At 69.0% G+C, this 14,067-nt stretch carries 40 protein-coding genes; 3 read left to right on the top strand and 37 right to left on the bottom strand.

All coding sequences use genetic code 11. The annotated features are described in order from the left end of the window. Positions 1-195: 195 nt before the first annotated feature. Together VGS97_RS20025 and VGS97_RS20030 are read right to left on the bottom strand one after the other, a co-directional pair. Positions 196-471 carry a hypothetical protein gene (locus VGS97_RS20025; RefSeq protein WP_326855125.1) on the bottom strand — a complete coding sequence of 92 codons (276 nt, stop codon included), beginning with the start codon at positions 469-471 and terminating at the stop codon, positions 196-198. Beyond that, entirely contained in the window at positions 471-926 is a 456-nt protein-coding gene (locus tag VGS97_RS20030; RefSeq protein ID WP_326855126.1) for a hypothetical protein, read from the bottom strand. The genes VGS97_RS20025 and VGS97_RS20030 overlap by 1 nt, the downstream gene beginning before the upstream one ends. 47 nt (positions 927-973) lie before the next feature. Between VGS97_RS20030 and VGS97_RS20035 the strand changes: the two genes are divergently transcribed. Continuing rightward, positions 974-1,249 (top strand): hypothetical protein, encoded by a 276-nt coding sequence (locus tag VGS97_RS20035; protein ID WP_326855127.1) that lies wholly within the window; start codon positions 974-976, stop codon positions 1,247-1,249. A 74-nt stretch (positions 1,250-1,323) separates the two neighbouring features. Here VGS97_RS20035 and VGS97_RS20040 read toward each other — a convergent pair whose 3' ends face one another. Further along, entirely contained in the window at positions 1,324-1,779 is a 456-nt protein-coding gene (locus VGS97_RS20040) for a hypothetical protein (protein ID WP_326855128.1), read from the bottom strand. A 180-nt stretch (positions 1,780-1,959) separates the two neighbouring features. Between VGS97_RS20040 and VGS97_RS20045 the strand changes: the two genes are divergently transcribed. Beyond that, a complete protein-coding gene (locus VGS97_RS20045) occupies positions 1,960-2,172 on the top strand; it encodes a hypothetical protein (RefSeq protein WP_326855129.1) in 213 nt (70 codons plus the stop codon). 37 nt (positions 2,173-2,209) lie between these two features. Beyond that, positions 2,210-2,398, top strand: a complete 189-nt coding sequence (locus VGS97_RS20050) for a hypothetical protein (protein ID WP_326855130.1) — start codon at positions 2,210-2,212, stop codon at positions 2,396-2,398. A 62-nt stretch (positions 2,399-2,460) separates the two neighbouring features. On the opposite strand, the gene VGS97_RS20055 is transcribed toward VGS97_RS20050, so the two are convergent. From VGS97_RS20055 to VGS97_RS20220, 34 genes are all read right to left on the bottom strand, one after another. Beyond that, positions 2,461-2,766: a hypothetical protein gene (locus VGS97_RS20055; protein ID WP_326855131.1), complete on the bottom strand. Its 306-nt coding sequence runs from the start codon at positions 2,764-2,766 to the stop codon at positions 2,461-2,463. Next, positions 2,763-3,239: a hypothetical protein gene (locus VGS97_RS20060; RefSeq protein ID WP_326855132.1), complete on the bottom strand. Its 477-nt coding sequence runs from the start codon at positions 3,237-3,239 to the stop codon at positions 2,763-2,765. Before VGS97_RS20060 ends, VGS97_RS20055 begins: the two co-directional genes overlap by 4 nt. Further along, positions 3,236-3,472, bottom strand: coding sequence for a hypothetical protein (locus VGS97_RS20065; protein ID WP_326855133.1), 237 nt, complete (start codon positions 3,470-3,472; stop codon positions 3,236-3,238). The genes VGS97_RS20060 and VGS97_RS20065 overlap by 4 nt, the downstream gene beginning before the upstream one ends. Continuing rightward, complete coding sequence (locus tag VGS97_RS20070) at positions 3,469-3,666, bottom strand: hypothetical protein (protein ID WP_326855134.1); 198 nt, start codon at positions 3,664-3,666, stop codon at positions 3,469-3,471. Before VGS97_RS20070 ends, VGS97_RS20065 begins: the two co-directional genes overlap by 4 nt. Continuing rightward, complete coding sequence (locus tag VGS97_RS20075; protein WP_326855135.1) at positions 3,666-3,929, bottom strand: hypothetical protein; 264 nt, start codon at positions 3,927-3,929, stop codon at positions 3,666-3,668. The genes VGS97_RS20070 and VGS97_RS20075 overlap by 1 nt, the downstream gene beginning before the upstream one ends. After that, the gene (locus VGS97_RS20080; RefSeq protein WP_326855136.1) at positions 3,926-4,294 is read right to left on the bottom strand and encodes a hypothetical protein; all 369 of its coding nucleotides are present in this window, start codon (positions 4,292-4,294) and stop codon (positions 3,926-3,928) included. The genes VGS97_RS20075 and VGS97_RS20080 overlap by 4 nt, the downstream gene beginning before the upstream one ends. Continuing rightward, the gene (locus VGS97_RS20085) at positions 4,291-4,914 is read right to left on the bottom strand and encodes a 3'-5' exoribonuclease domain-containing protein (RefSeq protein WP_326855137.1); all 624 of its coding nucleotides are present in this window, start codon (positions 4,912-4,914) and stop codon (positions 4,291-4,293) included. The genes VGS97_RS20080 and VGS97_RS20085 overlap by 4 nt, the downstream gene beginning before the upstream one ends. A gap of 1 nt (position 4,915) precedes the next feature. Then, positions 4,916-5,158, bottom strand: coding sequence for a hypothetical protein (locus VGS97_RS20090; protein WP_326855138.1), 243 nt, complete (start codon positions 5,156-5,158; stop codon positions 4,916-4,918). Further along, complete coding sequence (locus tag VGS97_RS20095; RefSeq protein ID WP_326855139.1) at positions 5,155-5,481, bottom strand: hypothetical protein; 327 nt, start codon at positions 5,479-5,481, stop codon at positions 5,155-5,157. The genes VGS97_RS20090 and VGS97_RS20095 overlap by 4 nt, the downstream gene beginning before the upstream one ends. Then, on the bottom strand, positions 5,481-5,678 hold the full coding sequence (locus tag VGS97_RS20100) for a hypothetical protein (RefSeq protein WP_326855140.1): 198 nt from the start codon (positions 5,676-5,678) through the stop codon (positions 5,481-5,483). The genes VGS97_RS20095 and VGS97_RS20100 overlap by 1 nt, the downstream gene beginning before the upstream one ends. After that, positions 5,665-5,955 carry a hypothetical protein gene (locus VGS97_RS20105; protein ID WP_326855141.1) on the bottom strand — a complete coding sequence of 97 codons (291 nt, stop codon included), beginning with the start codon at positions 5,953-5,955 and terminating at the stop codon, positions 5,665-5,667. Before VGS97_RS20105 ends, VGS97_RS20100 begins: the two co-directional genes overlap by 14 nt. Beyond that, positions 5,952-6,164 carry a hypothetical protein gene (locus VGS97_RS20110; RefSeq protein ID WP_326855142.1) on the bottom strand — a complete coding sequence of 71 codons (213 nt, stop codon included), beginning with the start codon at positions 6,162-6,164 and terminating at the stop codon, positions 5,952-5,954. Before VGS97_RS20110 ends, VGS97_RS20105 begins: the two co-directional genes overlap by 4 nt. Further along, positions 6,161-6,409: a hypothetical protein gene (locus VGS97_RS20115; RefSeq protein ID WP_326855143.1), complete on the bottom strand. Its 249-nt coding sequence runs from the start codon at positions 6,407-6,409 to the stop codon at positions 6,161-6,163. Before VGS97_RS20115 ends, VGS97_RS20110 begins: the two co-directional genes overlap by 4 nt. After that, positions 6,406-6,675 (bottom strand): hypothetical protein, encoded by a 270-nt coding sequence (locus VGS97_RS20120; RefSeq protein WP_326855144.1) that lies wholly within the window; start codon positions 6,673-6,675, stop codon positions 6,406-6,408. Before VGS97_RS20120 ends, VGS97_RS20115 begins: the two co-directional genes overlap by 4 nt. After that, a complete protein-coding gene (locus tag VGS97_RS20125; RefSeq protein WP_326855145.1) occupies positions 6,675-6,956 on the bottom strand; it encodes a hypothetical protein in 282 nt (93 codons plus the stop codon). The genes VGS97_RS20120 and VGS97_RS20125 overlap by 1 nt, the downstream gene beginning before the upstream one ends. Further along, positions 6,953-7,333: a response regulator transcription factor gene (locus VGS97_RS20130; RefSeq protein ID WP_326855146.1), complete on the bottom strand. Its 381-nt coding sequence runs from the start codon at positions 7,331-7,333 to the stop codon at positions 6,953-6,955. The genes VGS97_RS20125 and VGS97_RS20130 overlap by 4 nt, the downstream gene beginning before the upstream one ends. Positions 7,334-7,337: 4 nt before the next feature. Further along, on the bottom strand, positions 7,338-7,529 hold the full coding sequence (locus tag VGS97_RS20135) for a hypothetical protein (protein ID WP_326855147.1): 192 nt from the start codon (positions 7,527-7,529) through the stop codon (positions 7,338-7,340). A 53-nt stretch (positions 7,530-7,582) separates the two neighbouring features. Beyond that, positions 7,583-7,819: a hypothetical protein gene (locus VGS97_RS20140; RefSeq protein ID WP_326855148.1), complete on the bottom strand. Its 237-nt coding sequence runs from the start codon at positions 7,817-7,819 to the stop codon at positions 7,583-7,585. Continuing rightward, positions 7,819-8,205, bottom strand: a complete 387-nt coding sequence (locus VGS97_RS20145; RefSeq protein ID WP_326855149.1) for a hypothetical protein — start codon at positions 8,203-8,205, stop codon at positions 7,819-7,821. The genes VGS97_RS20140 and VGS97_RS20145 overlap by 1 nt, the downstream gene beginning before the upstream one ends. Further along, positions 8,202-8,885, bottom strand: a complete 684-nt coding sequence (locus VGS97_RS20150; RefSeq protein ID WP_326855150.1) for a hypothetical protein — start codon at positions 8,883-8,885, stop codon at positions 8,202-8,204. The genes VGS97_RS20145 and VGS97_RS20150 overlap by 4 nt, the downstream gene beginning before the upstream one ends. 177 nt (positions 8,886-9,062) lie before the next feature. After that, a complete protein-coding gene (locus tag VGS97_RS20155; protein ID WP_326855151.1) occupies positions 9,063-9,245 on the bottom strand; it encodes a hypothetical protein in 183 nt (60 codons plus the stop codon). Further along, positions 9,242-9,538 carry a hypothetical protein gene (locus tag VGS97_RS20160; RefSeq protein WP_326855152.1) on the bottom strand — a complete coding sequence of 99 codons (297 nt, stop codon included), beginning with the start codon at positions 9,536-9,538 and terminating at the stop codon, positions 9,242-9,244. Before VGS97_RS20160 ends, VGS97_RS20155 begins: the two co-directional genes overlap by 4 nt. Then, the gene (locus VGS97_RS20165) at positions 9,535-9,999 is read right to left on the bottom strand and encodes a FadR/GntR family transcriptional regulator (RefSeq protein WP_326855153.1); all 465 of its coding nucleotides are present in this window, start codon (positions 9,997-9,999) and stop codon (positions 9,535-9,537) included. Before VGS97_RS20165 ends, VGS97_RS20160 begins: the two co-directional genes overlap by 4 nt. 101 nt (positions 10,000-10,100) lie before the next feature. Continuing rightward, complete coding sequence (locus VGS97_RS20170; RefSeq protein WP_326855154.1) at positions 10,101-10,673, bottom strand: hypothetical protein; 573 nt, start codon at positions 10,671-10,673, stop codon at positions 10,101-10,103. Positions 10,674-10,682: 9 nt separating this feature from the next. Next, positions 10,683-11,084 (bottom strand): hypothetical protein, encoded by a 402-nt coding sequence (locus VGS97_RS20175; protein ID WP_326855155.1) that lies wholly within the window; start codon positions 11,082-11,084, stop codon positions 10,683-10,685. After that, on the bottom strand, positions 11,081-11,326 hold the full coding sequence (locus VGS97_RS20180; protein ID WP_326855156.1) for a hypothetical protein: 246 nt from the start codon (positions 11,324-11,326) through the stop codon (positions 11,081-11,083). Before VGS97_RS20180 ends, VGS97_RS20175 begins: the two co-directional genes overlap by 4 nt. Further along, positions 11,323-11,562, bottom strand: coding sequence for a hypothetical protein (locus VGS97_RS20185; RefSeq protein WP_326855157.1), 240 nt, complete (start codon positions 11,560-11,562; stop codon positions 11,323-11,325). Before VGS97_RS20185 ends, VGS97_RS20180 begins: the two co-directional genes overlap by 4 nt. A 3-nt stretch (positions 11,563-11,565) precedes the next feature. Beyond that, a complete protein-coding gene (locus tag VGS97_RS20190) occupies positions 11,566-11,916 on the bottom strand; it encodes a hypothetical protein (protein WP_326855158.1) in 351 nt (116 codons plus the stop codon). After that, positions 11,913-12,200: a hypothetical protein gene (locus tag VGS97_RS20195; RefSeq protein ID WP_326855159.1), complete on the bottom strand. Its 288-nt coding sequence runs from the start codon at positions 12,198-12,200 to the stop codon at positions 11,913-11,915. The genes VGS97_RS20190 and VGS97_RS20195 overlap by 4 nt, the downstream gene beginning before the upstream one ends. After that, positions 12,197-12,499, bottom strand: a complete 303-nt coding sequence (locus VGS97_RS20200; RefSeq protein ID WP_326855160.1) for a hypothetical protein — start codon at positions 12,497-12,499, stop codon at positions 12,197-12,199. Before VGS97_RS20200 ends, VGS97_RS20195 begins: the two co-directional genes overlap by 4 nt. Beyond that, positions 12,480-12,734 carry a hypothetical protein gene (locus VGS97_RS20205; protein WP_326855161.1) on the bottom strand — a complete coding sequence of 85 codons (255 nt, stop codon included), beginning with the start codon at positions 12,732-12,734 and terminating at the stop codon, positions 12,480-12,482. The genes VGS97_RS20200 and VGS97_RS20205 overlap by 20 nt, the downstream gene beginning before the upstream one ends. Continuing rightward, positions 12,731-13,258, bottom strand: a complete 528-nt coding sequence (locus tag VGS97_RS20210) for a hypothetical protein (RefSeq protein WP_326855162.1) — start codon at positions 13,256-13,258, stop codon at positions 12,731-12,733. Before VGS97_RS20210 ends, VGS97_RS20205 begins: the two co-directional genes overlap by 4 nt. Continuing rightward, complete coding sequence (locus tag VGS97_RS20215; protein WP_326855163.1) at positions 13,255-13,560, bottom strand: hypothetical protein; 306 nt, start codon at positions 13,558-13,560, stop codon at positions 13,255-13,257. The genes VGS97_RS20210 and VGS97_RS20215 overlap by 4 nt, the downstream gene beginning before the upstream one ends. Continuing rightward, complete coding sequence (locus VGS97_RS20220) at positions 13,557-14,045, bottom strand: hypothetical protein (protein ID WP_326855164.1); 489 nt, start codon at positions 14,043-14,045, stop codon at positions 13,557-13,559. The genes VGS97_RS20215 and VGS97_RS20220 overlap by 4 nt, the downstream gene beginning before the upstream one ends. Positions 14,046-14,067: the final 22 nt, after the last annotated feature.

Raw genomic sequence — 14,067 nt, forward strand, 5'->3', positions numbered from 1 at the left:
ATTCTTGCTTCGTTCCCTGTCCTTTTGACGGACAGTCTTAGCATTGTTCCTGCGATATTGTCGTGCGCGTTCTCGCATGCAGTCATAGCACCGAACGGCCGTGCTTCCGTTGGGGTAGACCACCATGCGGCGGTCCAGATGAGACGGGTCAACGCAGGGAACACCACCGGGCATGCCCCAAGTAAGCCATCTCCGTCAAAACTTAATCAAGTTCGTCGAGGAGAAACCTTGGCCGAACCCGTCTCCATCGCCAACCCAGTTGACAATGCCATGAGTTAAATCTTTTACGAATGGATCGGCCTGGTGGTCGACGACTTCGCCTTCGGCTCCGGACAGGCGGTGCTTGACGCGGCTGCCGATGGCGGGGGTGGCGGTCTCGCCGGTGCCGTCGAGCGCGGGGGGGATGGCGTCGGAGGTGGAGCGGGGGATGCGGTCGGCGCTGTCGGCGGGGGTGTAGGCGCGGTTGGACATCACTGGGCTCCGGTGTTGCGGTTCAGGGGCCTGTGGCTGGTGGCGTCCTCGTTGTACTGGTAGAGGTCGTTCGGGTGCGATCCCTCGACGCGCAGGGCGTTGGCGGAGACGCCCTGGGGCCAGGAGGCGTCTTCGCCTGCCCAGGTGACCTGGGGGACGGCGGTGCCGGAGTAGCCGTGGCTCGCGTGTCCGGTGACGGTGCCGCGCTGCCCGCTGGTGCGGTGCACGACCTCGGTGCCGACGGGGGGGGCGGTGGGGCGGCTGGTGGGGGTTGGGTCGGTGCGGTGGCTGTCTTGGGCGGTCTCGGGGTTGTTGCGGCGCACGCCGAGGGTCGCCTCGGGCTCGCGGGGCTGTGGGCGCCCTGGGGGGTTGTAGGGGGCCTGCGTTTTCTGCCCGGAGTCTGCGGGGGTCTGGTACAGCTTGGCCGCGATCGGCCTGGTTCCGCCCTCTGCCATGCCTCCCAGGCTACGCGCAGGGCGCGGGCGGCGCTATCGTGGCGGGCATGGCCGTTTTCGTAGAGGTATTTCTTTCCGACATCCAGGACGAGCCGGACGGTGCGTCCCTGAAGATCACCAACGACAAGGACTCGGACCCGCAAGCCGTGGTGGACGCGTTCAAGACCGTGTACACCGGGCTGATCGCGGCGATCGACGAGATCGACGCCGCAGAAGCAGCAGCGGAAGCGGCCAAGACCGCAGCCGCCGCGGCCCCTGTCTCGCCGGCCGACGTCCCGGCTCCCGACCCGACGGTGCCCGCGACGGTCGCACCAGCCGTGTAGGCTCGCTCCGGACGCGGAAACCGCAGTACGGCCCCACCCAGATTCGCGCCGGGTGGGGCCGTACTGTGTCTGCTCTAGTTCGCGGCCTTCTCGGCCGCGGGCCACAGCTCGGGGTGCTGCTCGGGGATCGGGACGCGGATCAGCTCCTGCGCCAGGTACCGGCGGTGGTTGCGCAGCAGTTCCCCGCGCTCCGCGGCCGCGTTGTCGTCGTGGTCCTCCCAGTGCACGGTGTAGCCGCGCAGCCCGTCGAGCCAGCGCACGGGCTGCACGACGCCCTGGACGAGGCCGGGCGCCGGCCGGTCGAGGTTGGGGGCGAGGATCACGATGTCGCCGGCCTGCAGCCGGGGCTTGGTCACCCGGATCTCGGACAGGTCCAGCGGCATCGTGTGCGACACGTCGTGGCCGTACTCGACGACCTTCACGCTCTCGTAGCCGACCTCGATGACGCGGCCGGGGTGGTTGGCCAGGGGGATCTTGTTGGGCCAGGTGACTTCGTCGTCTACGCGGATCACCATCGTGGTCGTGGTCATCGTCGCGGTCCCTTCGCAGTGTGCTGTATGTGCTTGTTCTGTGAGTACACTGCGACCTTGCCGACCTGTCAAGGGGCGGGTTGCGGTCGATTCCGCGCCGGTCCGACTTGACTCGGGGGCAATCCCATGAACTAATACTACTAGCCGCGTCCGCCGGGCGCGCGGGACGAGGAGGCCACCGTGGACCACCGCGAGATCAACTACCGCCGGGCCTGCCGCAGGATCGCGCAGGTGCACACCCGGCTCGACGAGATCCGCCGGACGCTGGATGCCGACATCCCCAGGGACGACTGGGAGACGCTGCTCATCGAGCGCAGGCAGCTGCGCGAGGAGCGCGACCGGCTGAACGAGACCATCACGGCGCACAACGTCTACGCCCGCGCCATCCGCTAGCACGCACAATCCGACACACGACGAAGGAGTCGCACCCATGATGATGAAGCTCACGCCCGCTGACCTGGACCGCATCACCGAGCTGGTCCATCTGCAGGCCGACATCCTGACCGAGGAGGGCAACCTGCAGGCCGCAGGGCCGGCCGCGGAACTCGCCGTCCGGCTGGACCAGGCGCGCGAGGCACGGCAGCGGCGCGGGACCGAGGTGCCCGTCCTGCTCGTGTGACCCCGTAGACACCCGCACCCCGTGACGCCTGACTACTAGTCGGGCGTCACGGGGTGTCTGGGTTATTTCAGGGTGTTCGGCTCGACGCCCTGGTAGCGGGCCCGGGTCTGGGCGGAGACGTCGTCCACGATGTGCCAGTACCGGTTGAGCCGGTCATCGGACCGGCCCCTGCGCGTCGTCAGGTACCGGACCGCGGCCGCCACCAGGACGCTGGGGTCGGTCTTCAGGGCGCGGTGGTGCTCCTGGATCGCGTGGATCATCGGCGCGCTGATCGCGCCCCGTGGGCCGACCGCGGCGAGCCACGCCAGGGCCTGGGCGAGCTGCGTCTCCGGGCCGGGCAGGCGCTCCTCGAGCGGTTCGATGGTCAAAGACGGCCGCCGTGCTCGCGCACGTACAGCGCGGCCAGGCCGTGCAGCGCGACCTGGATGCACGCCGACAGGTCCGCGGGCTGGGACTGCAGCACGGCGTGCTCGACCTGGTCGAGGTTCTCGGCCGTCGCCAGCCAGCAGCCGAGCTCCAGCGCCTCGACGTCGCCCACGGTGCGGCCCTGCGCGCGGGCGTACCTGCGGCCCTTCGCGACCAGGCCGTTCGACCCCGGCACCGCGACCAGGCCCTCGGCCACCGCCGAGAACGCAGCCACCCACTTCGCCGACCACTCCTGGAAAGACGGCGCCCGGTGCACGTCCAGGAACGGTGACGTCGGGTGCGGGATCGCAGGCTGCGGCGCATCCTGGCGCTCGTGCGCGTGCACCTCGGTCACGCGCTCCGGGATCAGCGCCGCCACCTCGTCCCCGCCGAGAACCGGCGGCATCAGCTCGGTGTTTCCGTCCTTCGCGCTCACGCCAAGACCACCTCTACCCAGTCGAGTTCCGGACTGTCCGGATACGTGTACCAGTGCGTTGACCTGATGTTGTGCGGGGTGCCGCGGACGAACACGGACGCGCCGGGCGCGGGCGGCAGCGCGGTGAACACGCGGCTGCCCTCGTTCACCAGCACCTCGCCGAGCGGCCGCGTGAACCGCATCACAACCTTGACCGGGACAGCGTCGTCCTCAGCCTCATACTCGAAGATCATCGCCGAGACTCCTGTCTCCTCGCGGCCGCCCGGCGCAGCAAGACGATCCAGACGGCGGGCCACAGCATCACGCCGACCACCCACTCGTCGAACGGCGTCGACCTGATGCCCTTCTTCTTCATCGCCCGCGACGCCATCGCCACATCCGCCACACCGACCAGCAGGTACCCGGCCAGCGCAATCCAGTGCCCCATCAGTCCCGCTTCCCCACGTGAGCGGTCAGCCACTTGCGGCCGGCCAGGGCCTCGATCAGCGACAGCACGCGCTCGGCGTCGCCGATACTCGGCAGTTCGATGGACGGCCCGTCACGGCCGTCCTCGGAGGTCACGATGGTCGCCGGGCCGCGGGGCGGCCGCATGCAGATGACCTTCAGGTGCAGCGTGCGCCCGTCCTCGTCGACCAGGCCCAGCCACGGCATCCGACGCAGATCCCAGTCCCGGGGCAGCACGGCGCTCACGGGTTGTACTCCGTCCATCCCGACGCCAGCATCAGCGGCATCGGATCCGGGTCGACGCTGGTGTCCCACTGCATACTGAACGTGGACTCGGGCGAGCCCCGCCAGTGATCACGCAGCGGGCCGACAGGGTCGACATGCATCTGTACCAGCTCAAGATTCGCGATGCCGTCGAAGTCCCAGTACCGGCGCTTGACGCTGGCGCTGTAGCTGCCGGCGCCTTCTTCCGTTTCGCGCCAGAGGTCGATGCAACTCATCTCGTCGCCGTTCGGCAGTGCGCCCATCTCGACTTCGCGCGTGAGCAGCGTCCCGAGGACGCCGAAGCTGTCCGCACCGTGGGTGATCGCACACCAGAGTTTGACCTTCACCTGTTCTCCCAGCTGTACGGTTCGATTCCGGTGCCGTGGAAGCGCTTGCGCTCGATGTGCATGAGCAGCTCGTGCTTGTCCTTCGCGTTGGCCGCGTCCCACGCCGCGGAGTGCACCTGGCCGTTCAGGGGCAGCGCGGCGTTGAGCTCGTGGTCCGGGACGCCGAGGCGCAGCTGTTCCTGGTGGACGTTCATCGTGTCCATGGGGCAGTCCGCGGGCAGCTCGATCATGCGGCCGAACAGCTGCGCGTAGGCGACGTGGTCGTACGCCGAGTAGTCGGCCCACAGCTGGACGTCGGGGGTCTCGGCGACGAACTTGCGGACCCGGTTGCGGACCTTGATGCGGGAGTGGACGTGCTTGAAGTCGGGATGCCTGGGTTCCCACTCCCAGTCCCACCGGTAGCCGCGCCTGCCCGGGGCGCCGTGGTCGTGCACGTTGATCGGCAGGTGCTTCACGACGTTGTCGCGCAGCCACTCGTTGTTCACGGCCCTGATCACGGCTCCGTGGTCGTCGCCGACGATCAGGTACAGCTCCCTGCCGTCCTCGCGGACCATGCCGATCGACAGCAGCTCGATCGTCCGCCCGTCCTCCACAAACTCTGAATCGTAGTACAATCGCATGTCAGCCGACTCCGATCCACTCGACGAGCTGCTGGCCGAGGTCGTCGATCGTCTCGGTCATCGCCTTGGCCAGACCGGCGATCAGCTGGGCCGCGCCGGCGGGTTCCATGTCGACGTGCACCTGGCCGACGTTCGTGTTGACGACCAGGCAGATGTCGGTGCTGCCCTTCTTGCGGGCGACGCCGATCACCTTGTCCGGGAGTTCCACCGTCGCCGGGATCGCCCGGGGGGCTGGTTTGCTCACGTCGTGCCTCCGATCCTCATCGTGATCTTGTAGGGGATTTCGCGGCCCGCGCGCAGCCGCAGGGTCAGCGGACCGTACTCGCTGCTGACGTACTCGGCGGTGCGCTTGACCGCCCGTGCGGGCGGGTAGCCGGTGCTGTTGCACAGCGCCAGCCGCGGGCCGTCCTGCGTCGCCACCACGGCCCAGTCGTCGCCGGTGGCGTCGGTCCACCGGTCGTCCAGGCGCGGGCGCGAGGTGCCGATGTCCACGGGGATCGGGCGCGACACCGGGCCGGCCGGGTCCTGATTCACGTAAAGCTCTCTTCCCTCGGTGAAGGTGCCCATCAGAGCGGCGGCCGCAGGCGGTGGAACTCGCGCCGCTTGTAGATGACCGCCTGCTCGGACGGCGGCACGACGATCGCGTACTGGCGGCGAGGCCAGCGGCCGAAGATCCCCACGATGTGCCCAGGACGGGTGCGCCAGCCGTCGATGCCGCGGTTCTGCCACACCGCGACCTGCTCACCGAGGTCAATCCTGGCCATCGGCCACCTCGGTGTAGACCTCCCACTCCACGGACGTGACGCCCGTGAAGACTCGCAGGTACTCCGAGATGAGGTGGACGCCCTGGGCGACGAACAGCCAGCCGGCGCCCTTCCTTTCTGGGTCGTGCGCCCGCTTGGGCCACTGCAGGGCGTCGATGACGGCCTTGGTGGTGCGGTCGACCGTCTCGGGGACCGTCTCGAACATGCGCGTATCCATGAGCGCGGTGTGCACCGCGGTGCGGATCAGCTCCTCGAGCTGCTCGTCAGCGGCGCTCACTTCTTGCCGTCTTTCCCGGCGTCGGCCGCATACGAGCCCGCGATCATGAGCGCGGTCGCGGGCCAGACAGCGCCCAGGATCGCCGACCAGATCAGGTTGACGACCGGGTTGAGCTTGTTGCTCGGCGTCTGCGGCTGGCCAAGGATCAGGCCGAACGCGAACACCGCGACCAGCAGATATGACTGGAGCCACCAGGGCAGGCCGCTCATGCTTCGTCCACCCAGGTGGTGACCGTCCACGCCTGCCGGTCGCCGAGGTCCTGGGCCCACTCTGCCTGGTCGACCGCCATGATGCGGCCGCCGATGATCAGCCAGCCGGTCCGTGTCGAGTCCGAGGCGCAGATGTTGCTCATGACACTGGCCACGAAGTCCTCGGTGCCCACGGTGCCCCTGTTCTTGCGGGCGTTGGCGATCCCGTCGAGGACGGCCTGCGTCAGCTCTACCGGGGCGTTCACTTGCTCTCCTCATCGTGGGTCGACACCATCCAGATCGTGTACGGGCCGTCGGAGTCCTCATCGCACCCCTCGGACTCGCAGGCCTTCACGGCGCGGACCTCGCCGCCCACGATCAGGTAGCCGATGCCGCTGGCCTGGTCGGTGGCGTTCTTCAGGTGGTCGACGACGCGCTCGGCGACGATCTCGCTGGGCTCGCGGCCGGACGTGTCCAGCGTGGTGAAGATCGATTCGTTGACCAGCTCGATCAGTCCGTCGGTGGCGCTCATCAGTCCTCGGTCTCCTCATCGTCTTCGTCGTCTTCGGGGGGCGTGCAGTAGACGTCGTACGCCCAGTTCTCGTCGCCCGGGTCGGTCAGGCTCGTCTCCTCGACCTTCAGGATCCGCTTGCCCGTGATCAGCCAGCCCTCGGTGACCTCGTTCGCGGTCAGCGCGGCCAGGAGGTCGTCGGCCATGGGCTTGACGTTGTCCTCGTAGTCGTCGGAGTCTCCGAAGTACTGGTCGACGACCTTGCGGACCATCTCGAGCAGCTGCTCGCGCGCGGTGCTCACTGCTTGTCTCCTGTCTTGGGCCGCAGCCACGTGTTCCTGGTCTCGGTCGTGCCGTCCTCGTGCCGGATCACGTAGGGGTCGGCTTCGCGCTTGCGCCGGTACTCGGGGGACGGGACGGCGAACGGCGGCAGCACGGACTTGCTCAGCAGCCCGGTGCGGAACCCGACGGCGACGCAGGCCGCCGTGGTGGCCTGGACCTGTCCCGAGACGCCGAGCTTGCGGGCGATGTTGTGCTTGTGGGTCTTGACCGTCAGGGGCTGTACGTGCAGGAGTTCGGCGAGGGTGTCGCCGTCGCTGCCGTGGGTGGCGATCGCGATCAGGACCGCGAGCTCCTGCTTGCCGAGGGGGGTGCCGGGTTCGGGGTTGTGCCACACCATGCGGTCACCGCCTGCGCAGGGCGCGGACGGCCTGGACGCCGGCGATGCAGACGGCGCCGGTCAGCGAGCAGGCGAGGATCCCCGCGGCGCCGACCTCGGCGGAATCGGTCCAGAGGCCGGTGGCTGCGGCGAACATGGCGGTGCCTCCCGCGATGGCCGAAGCCACTGTCGCGACCGCGCCTGCGAACTCCATCACTGTGGCTGTTCTCCCCTCGTGGATTGTCTCGTTTTGATCTTGGCAGAGCCGGGTCAGTTGCCGATGGTGCGCAGCGCCTGCCCGACCGTGACGCACGCCAGCAGGTCCTTCAGCCGCTCAGGCGCGACGTCGTGCTCGGTGCCGTCGCCCTCCGGGTAGTAGTAGGCGTTGCGCACCGGGCCGAAGATCCGCACGCTGCAGATCCGCACGCGGCCGACACCGTCCTTCGTCAGGTCCTCGTGCCGGTGCGCCAGCCGGTGGACGAGCCGGTACAGGAAGTCCAGGACCATCAGTCGTCGTCCTTGTCGCGGTCGGACTTGGTCTCGGGGAACATGTCGACGCCGAGGTCGATGCAGATCGCCCGCATCGCGGTGAGCACGTCGATGTCGTTCCGGGCCCACCGCTCGGCCGTAGTGCGGGCCTTCTGGAGTGCCTTGTACGTCTCCGGGTAGCTGGAAGCCCAGGCGTCTGCGTTGAAACTGGCCGGAAGCGGCCCATCGACGTACATGCTGTCGCTGTTGGGGACTGTCCTGAGCGTGTTGTCCGCCAAGTGCCCGACGCCGATCTCTTCTAGCTTGGCCACGAAGTCGGCGACATGGCGAGGAGTCAGACCGCCGGCCGGAGCGTTCAGCGAATACCTGACGGTGTGGGTGGGCTGGGTGCGGCCGTTGCTCACAGCGGTAGTCCTTTCTCGTCGCAGTCGAGGATGCGCTCGAGGTCGTAGAGGCGCGCACGCACGTAGTCGTCAGGGTCCTCGGGGACGTCCGGTTCCCACACGGCGATCACGTCGGCGATCTTGCGGCGCAGCGTGGCGCGGGCGTCGATCTCGTCGGCGAGCTGGCGTGCGAGCTGGTTGGTGGCGTTCGCCATCTCGTGGGTGCGCCACTTGAGCAGCGCGGCAACGATCCATGTGCGTCGCTGGTCGTCCACGAGGCCGGGCAGGTAGTCGTTCAGGATCTTGTGCAGCACGGGGACGACGCCGAAGTCGACTTCCATGCCGACGCGGCGCTCGAGGCTGCAGCCGCGCGGGTACCTGACCGGGCCGTGCGTGTAGGCGCTGAGGCGGTCGCCGGTGATCTCGAACCGTAGAGCCACGTCGGTGCGCACGAACCGGACCTGTTCGCTCGCCTTGTCGGGGTACACGATCTCGATGCGGTCTGCGGCGAGCAGCAGTTCGAGGTCGTCGGCCGCGCCGTGCAGTCGGCCGGTCAGGTGCCAGCGGCCGCGGTGGGTCCACCGGGCGTCGCGCAGCTGCACGACGGCGCCGCGGCCGGCTCCTTCGCCGGGGATGTTGAGGATGCAGTCGAACTCGGCGTCGCCGACCTGCTCGGGGCCGAGTATGGTCTCGCTGGTCATCAGCCGTCGAACTCCTTCAGCTGTAGGCCGCACCTAGCGCAGGTGCGGGTGCGGTAGAAGCGGCCGCGGCCGGAGTGGATCCAGGCGGTCCACTGGCTGGTGTCGCCTTGGGTCGCGGGGGGGGTGCTGGTTGCGGATGCGCGAGCAGCGCGCACTTGATCTTGCCGAGGATGCGGTTCACAGGGCGGCCGCTCCGTCGGCGATCTGCACGAGGCCGACGAGGACGGCGGCGAAGATCGCGAACTCGACGAGCAGCGCGAACGCGGGGTGCCGGTTGAACAGGGCCTCCATCTTCTTGTCGAGCGCCAGGCCGGTGCCGGCCGCGCCGATCAGGACGAGGCCGATGATCACGTGGGTCATGGGCGCCGGATCCTTCCGGGGCGGTCGAGCCACGCCGCGCCCTTCTCACCGGGCGAGAGCCACAGCCAGCCCGCGTCGGCGTCGTGCTCGAGCTGCAGCCAGCCCTGCTCCGCCGCGGTGGTGATCTCGGCCTGGGTGAACAGCATCTGCCCCACCTTGATCAGCGGGTTCCCTGCGTCGGTGGACGAGGCGACCCGCATGCGGCACTCGGGGTCGCCGTGCTTCTCGATCAGGACCAGGATGCCGCTCGCCGGGAAGTCGGGCGGCTGCACCCGGCCGTGCTGGTCGCTCACAGGTCGACTTCCTCGTCCGGGTCGGCGACCGCCTCGAGTACGGCGGCCTCGTCGGGTGTGAAGCGGCGCAGCGTGTCGAGCAGCTGCTTGACGAACAGGTCGCCCTCGACGTAGTCCGCGCAGACCTCCACGTTCGCGGTCAGGCGCCTGTACAGCAGCCGGGCGTCGGCGGCGAGCCAGCCGTCGATCGGCGACCAGGCGAGTACGTCAGCGTCGAGCAGGTGCCACCGGTCGGACGTGCTGATCACGACGCCGACGTTGGGCTTGCTTGTGAGCAGGCCCTTGCCGGTCAGGATGATGAGGGCTTCGCGGACCGCGGTGCGCGAGACGCCGTAGCGGGTCTGGATGTTCTCGGCGACCATGCGGTGTCCGGCAGGGAGGTCGCCTGAGAGGATCTCGCGGCCGACTTCCTGGGAGATGACGTGGGCGAGGGTTCTGCGGTTCTCGTCGAGAATGTTCAAGAAGGGTGTCCTTCGTCTCAGGGGCCGTTGTGCGCCTGGTGGTGCGGTCTAGGCCACAACGGCCACCGCCTGACCATCCTATTGTTTCCTTTTCCCGGGTGTCAATCCCCGGACCGCGGCGCGTCGGCAACGACGGGCCGCACCTTCAGCGGCTCGCCGGTCAGCACGCAGCCGGTGACGTCGCCGATCGTCAGCTCTTCGTGCAGTTCCCTGATGCCGGTGGCGTAGTCCGTGAACCACGCGGCGAACCACGCCTCGGCCGGGCGGCCGCGGTTGTCGCCGTTGTCCTCGTGGGTGATCCAGCCGCCGCACCCGCACCCGGGTTCGACGCAGCCCTTGCCGGTGTGCTCGCGCGCGATCCACGCGTAGTGCGTCATACGCCCGGCGATCATGGGACACGCGCGCTGCGCATAGGCCGCGCACTCGGGATGCAGCGGGGGCTCGCGGGTGAAGCGCTCGGCGAGCTGCTCCTCGGTGAGCAGGAACACGAACTTCTCGCCCAGGGGTTGCGCGCACAGCTGGCACAGCCGGTTGACGATGCAGTCGACGACCTTGCGGCCGTGGGTCTCGCCCCACAGGGTCCTGCCGTCGATCTCCAAGGTGATGTAGGGCACCGCGAGTCCGGACCTGACATGGCGGTTGCGGGCACGCTCGGGAATCGGGATCTCGGGCATCTGGTCCTCCTAGTCGCAGGTGCACGGGCAGATGGAATCGCCGATCGAGTTCGTCGGGCAGTGGCCCTCGCGGCATTGCGCGGTCGTGCAGCACGAGCAGTCGTCGCAGGTGCCGTTGTAGTACTCGCGTTTGGCCGCTTCGAGCGCGGCTTTCTTCCCGGCCTCGATGTACGGGGCGGCGTCAGCGAGCTCGCGCCGTAGCGTCCCGTTTTCCTTGGCCAGCTGATCGCACTGGCCCTGGATCACCTCGAGCCGGTCGCGGTCGGTGCGGGCGCGCGCCGGATCGACCTCGGCCAGCAGGGCGCGCACGTCGTCCTTCTGAACCCAGGCGTTGCCTGCCGGGCCGCAGAGAGCGTAGGTCAGGTTGTCGATGGCCAGGTCGGTCCGGCTGACTGGACGAGGCGGCGTCACTGCTCGTAGTCCTTTTCGATCAGAGCCTGCGCGCGGTCGTCGAGTTCGCGGATGAACTCGATCCACTGCTCTTGCGTCTCGGGCAGCGCGGACTCGGAGCGGTCGAAGTCGAGGCTGCCGACGCAGGCGGCGAGACGCTCGTAGGCGCCGCGCAGCCGGTCGATCTCGTCGGCCATCTCGCCGACGAACTTCAGGCTCGGGTAGCGGCGCCGCAGCTCGTCCGCGCGCTCGGGGGTCATCATCGCTCGACACCTGCCTTGTCGAGATCATCGCTCAGCTCAAGGATCGTGGCAGCGCGCTCATCCGCGAGCCGCTGCAGGTGGTCGGCACGGGCGCGCAGCCGGTCGACTTCGACCAGGAGCTCGGCGCGGTGGCGGAAGACGCTCGTCGTGGTGGGGTTCTTCAGGTCGCCCTCAAGCCAGCGCGCCGCGGCGGTGCGGATTTCGTCGAGGCGCTCGGGGGCCATCGGTTCGGTCACGGGTCAGTCCTTCTGGTTGGGTGCGGGCACCGGGGCGCCGCGTAGGACGGCGACGACCTGGTCCCAGTCGGCCGGGCGCCACAGGGCGATCTCGTTGCGCGGATCTTTCGCGGCGGCTTTCAGGAACTCGGCCTGCGCCGGGCGCACGCGGCCGTCGACTTTCTTCAGTTCGGCGAACACGATCCTGCCGGTCGTCATGTGCAGCAGGATCAGGTCCGGCAGGCCGGCGGTGGTGGCGTGGCGGGAGTCGGGGTGGTGGTAGACGCGCCAGCCCGTGAGCGCGGCGAGGTCGAGGATGCGCTGCTGGAACTGGGCCTCGGACAGTGCGGGCGGACGGGAAGCTCGAGGGGTCAACGGGCCTTCTTCGGCGGTCGGCGGGTGGCCCGGCTCAGCGCGGTGTAGCCGGCCTGGGTCAGCCGGGCGCCGCGCCGCTCGCCGGTGAACGACTCGTCGGGCACGACCAGGCCGCGGGTGATGAGCGTACGCATGGTCGAGGTGACGACGTGCGAGTAGCCGTCCTTGCCCTGCCGCCACGTGCCGGGCTTCTTCAGGACCTGGTACACCTCGTGGCGGACGATGCCCTTGATGACCTGGTGCTCGGTGTAGGTCAGCGGCTTGTCGGTGGTGGTCGTGGTCATGGTTTGCTCCTGTTCGCTCGGGCGGCCGCGGCAGCAGCCAGCACGGCACGTGCCGCAGCAGCGCCGGACGTGGTGTCGCCGCGCGCGGCCTGGTCGCCGCGCATCGCCGGGTCGGTCCGCGGATCCGCGACCGGGTCCTCGACGCGCCGGGGCGCCTCGGTGATGAGCAGGCCGGCCGCGTCGAGCTTCAGCACGAAGTGCCTGGCGAAGTAGCTCGCGTTCTCGTTGCCCGCGGCGACGCATTCGGCCTCGAGCAGGTCGATGAACTTCCGGCGCGGGTCAGGTGGCTTCGTGGTCACCGTCGCTCCCAGGGGGCTTGGCTTTGCGCTTCTTGCGGGCGTACACGGTGCCGTCGCGGGCGACGCGGATCTTGCGGTCACGTTCGCTGGTGGTGGTGTGCCACCAGCCGCATTCGCACGGATACGGGGTGTGGCGCGTGCCGTGGATGGCGGTGTCGCGGTCCGCTGAGCGCCGCGCGGTGATCGGGGTGGCGTAGCGGACCTTCCCGGGAGTCGAGCACGGCTCGGCGGTCACGGCAGGTCTTCCTCGACGGGCAGCGCGGCGAGCCACGCGCGGGCTTCGGCGATCCCGCACTTGTTCTGGCCGGTACCGTCCACGTGGTGGGTCTCGCAGCGGCCGTGGTGGTTGAACTCGCAGGGGTCGTCCTGGTGGTCGACGACGCGCTTCAGGTGTTCGATGGCCTCGTCGCGCTCGTCGATGACGGTCTGGACGTCCTCGGCGAGCTGCTGCGCGCCGAGCCGGGCCTCGATCGACTCGTCGGGGATGTCGCAGAGTTCGGGCATGAAGCGGGCTACGCGCTGTGCGGCGGGACTGGGCATCGTGTCGGTCCTGTCGTTGAGGTTGATCTCGGTCTGCCCGGGAACCTGCGTGCGGGCCTGTCGCGGCTTGCGGGGGCGTGGCGCAGGCTCGGGGTCCGGTGCGGGCTGCGGTGGCGTCTCGGGGCGCACCAGGCGCCAGCAGTGCGGGCCGTAGCCGTGCGCCGACGGCACCCGAAGCGGGCGACGGCAACGGCGGCAGCGCGGGGGCGGGGCGGTCATGTGCTCTGTTCCTCGGCGAAGACCTCGAGCTCGTAGCCGACCATTTCGCACCACTGGCGAAAGTCGTCAACGGCTTCGCCGTCCGTGTCGTGCTTGATCAGGTTGTCAGCGATGTCGGCTGCCTTGGCGGAGTGCTCGGGGTTGGTTGCGCCACACAGGACGACGTACTCGGTGGCCCACCACTCGCCTTCGCGGGCTCGTTCGAGGGCCCTGTCTGTGTCCGCCCACCAGGCGAATTCGTCCTCATATTCCGCGCTGCAGACATCGCAAGTGGCGGCGTACATCGGGATCGTCTTGATCATGCGCGCTTCTTCGGCATGTTGAAGACCGGCGCGGCGCCCTGCTCGTACCGGTCCAGGGCGTGCCGCATGCGCTTGCCGGACATGCGCCGGGCGCCCCGGTTCGTGATGTCGTAGTGGCGGATCCCTTCGCCGGGGTGGATGCCCAGTAGCTCGCAGATCCGTAGCGCGTCCTCGTGCTCGAGACCCGGCATGACGTCCAGCATCAGCTTGTACGCCTCGAGCGCCTGGGCGTCCCGTTGGGCACGCTCGGCCTCGACGAGTTCGCGGGCGTCGCGGTGGGCCGCGGCGACGGCGCCACCGGCCAGCTCGGTCAGGCCGCGGGTCAGCTGCCCCTGGAGCTGCTGGATCTGGCTCTTCAGCTCGGCCGCCACGGCGGCGTGAGCGGCGCGCTCAGCGGCGAGTGCGGCCTCGAGGCGCGCGGCCTTCTCGGTGGCATTCTCGGCTCGTGTGGTGGCGGCGCGAGCCGCATATTTTCCCTTCGCCATGGGCGTCTCCTCAGTCGAGTTG

Origin of the sequence: Actinocrinis sp., from assembly GCF_035946395.1 — a bacterium.
Classification (GTDB): Bacteria; Actinomycetota; Actinomycetes; order Streptomycetales; family Catenulisporaceae; genus Actinocrinis.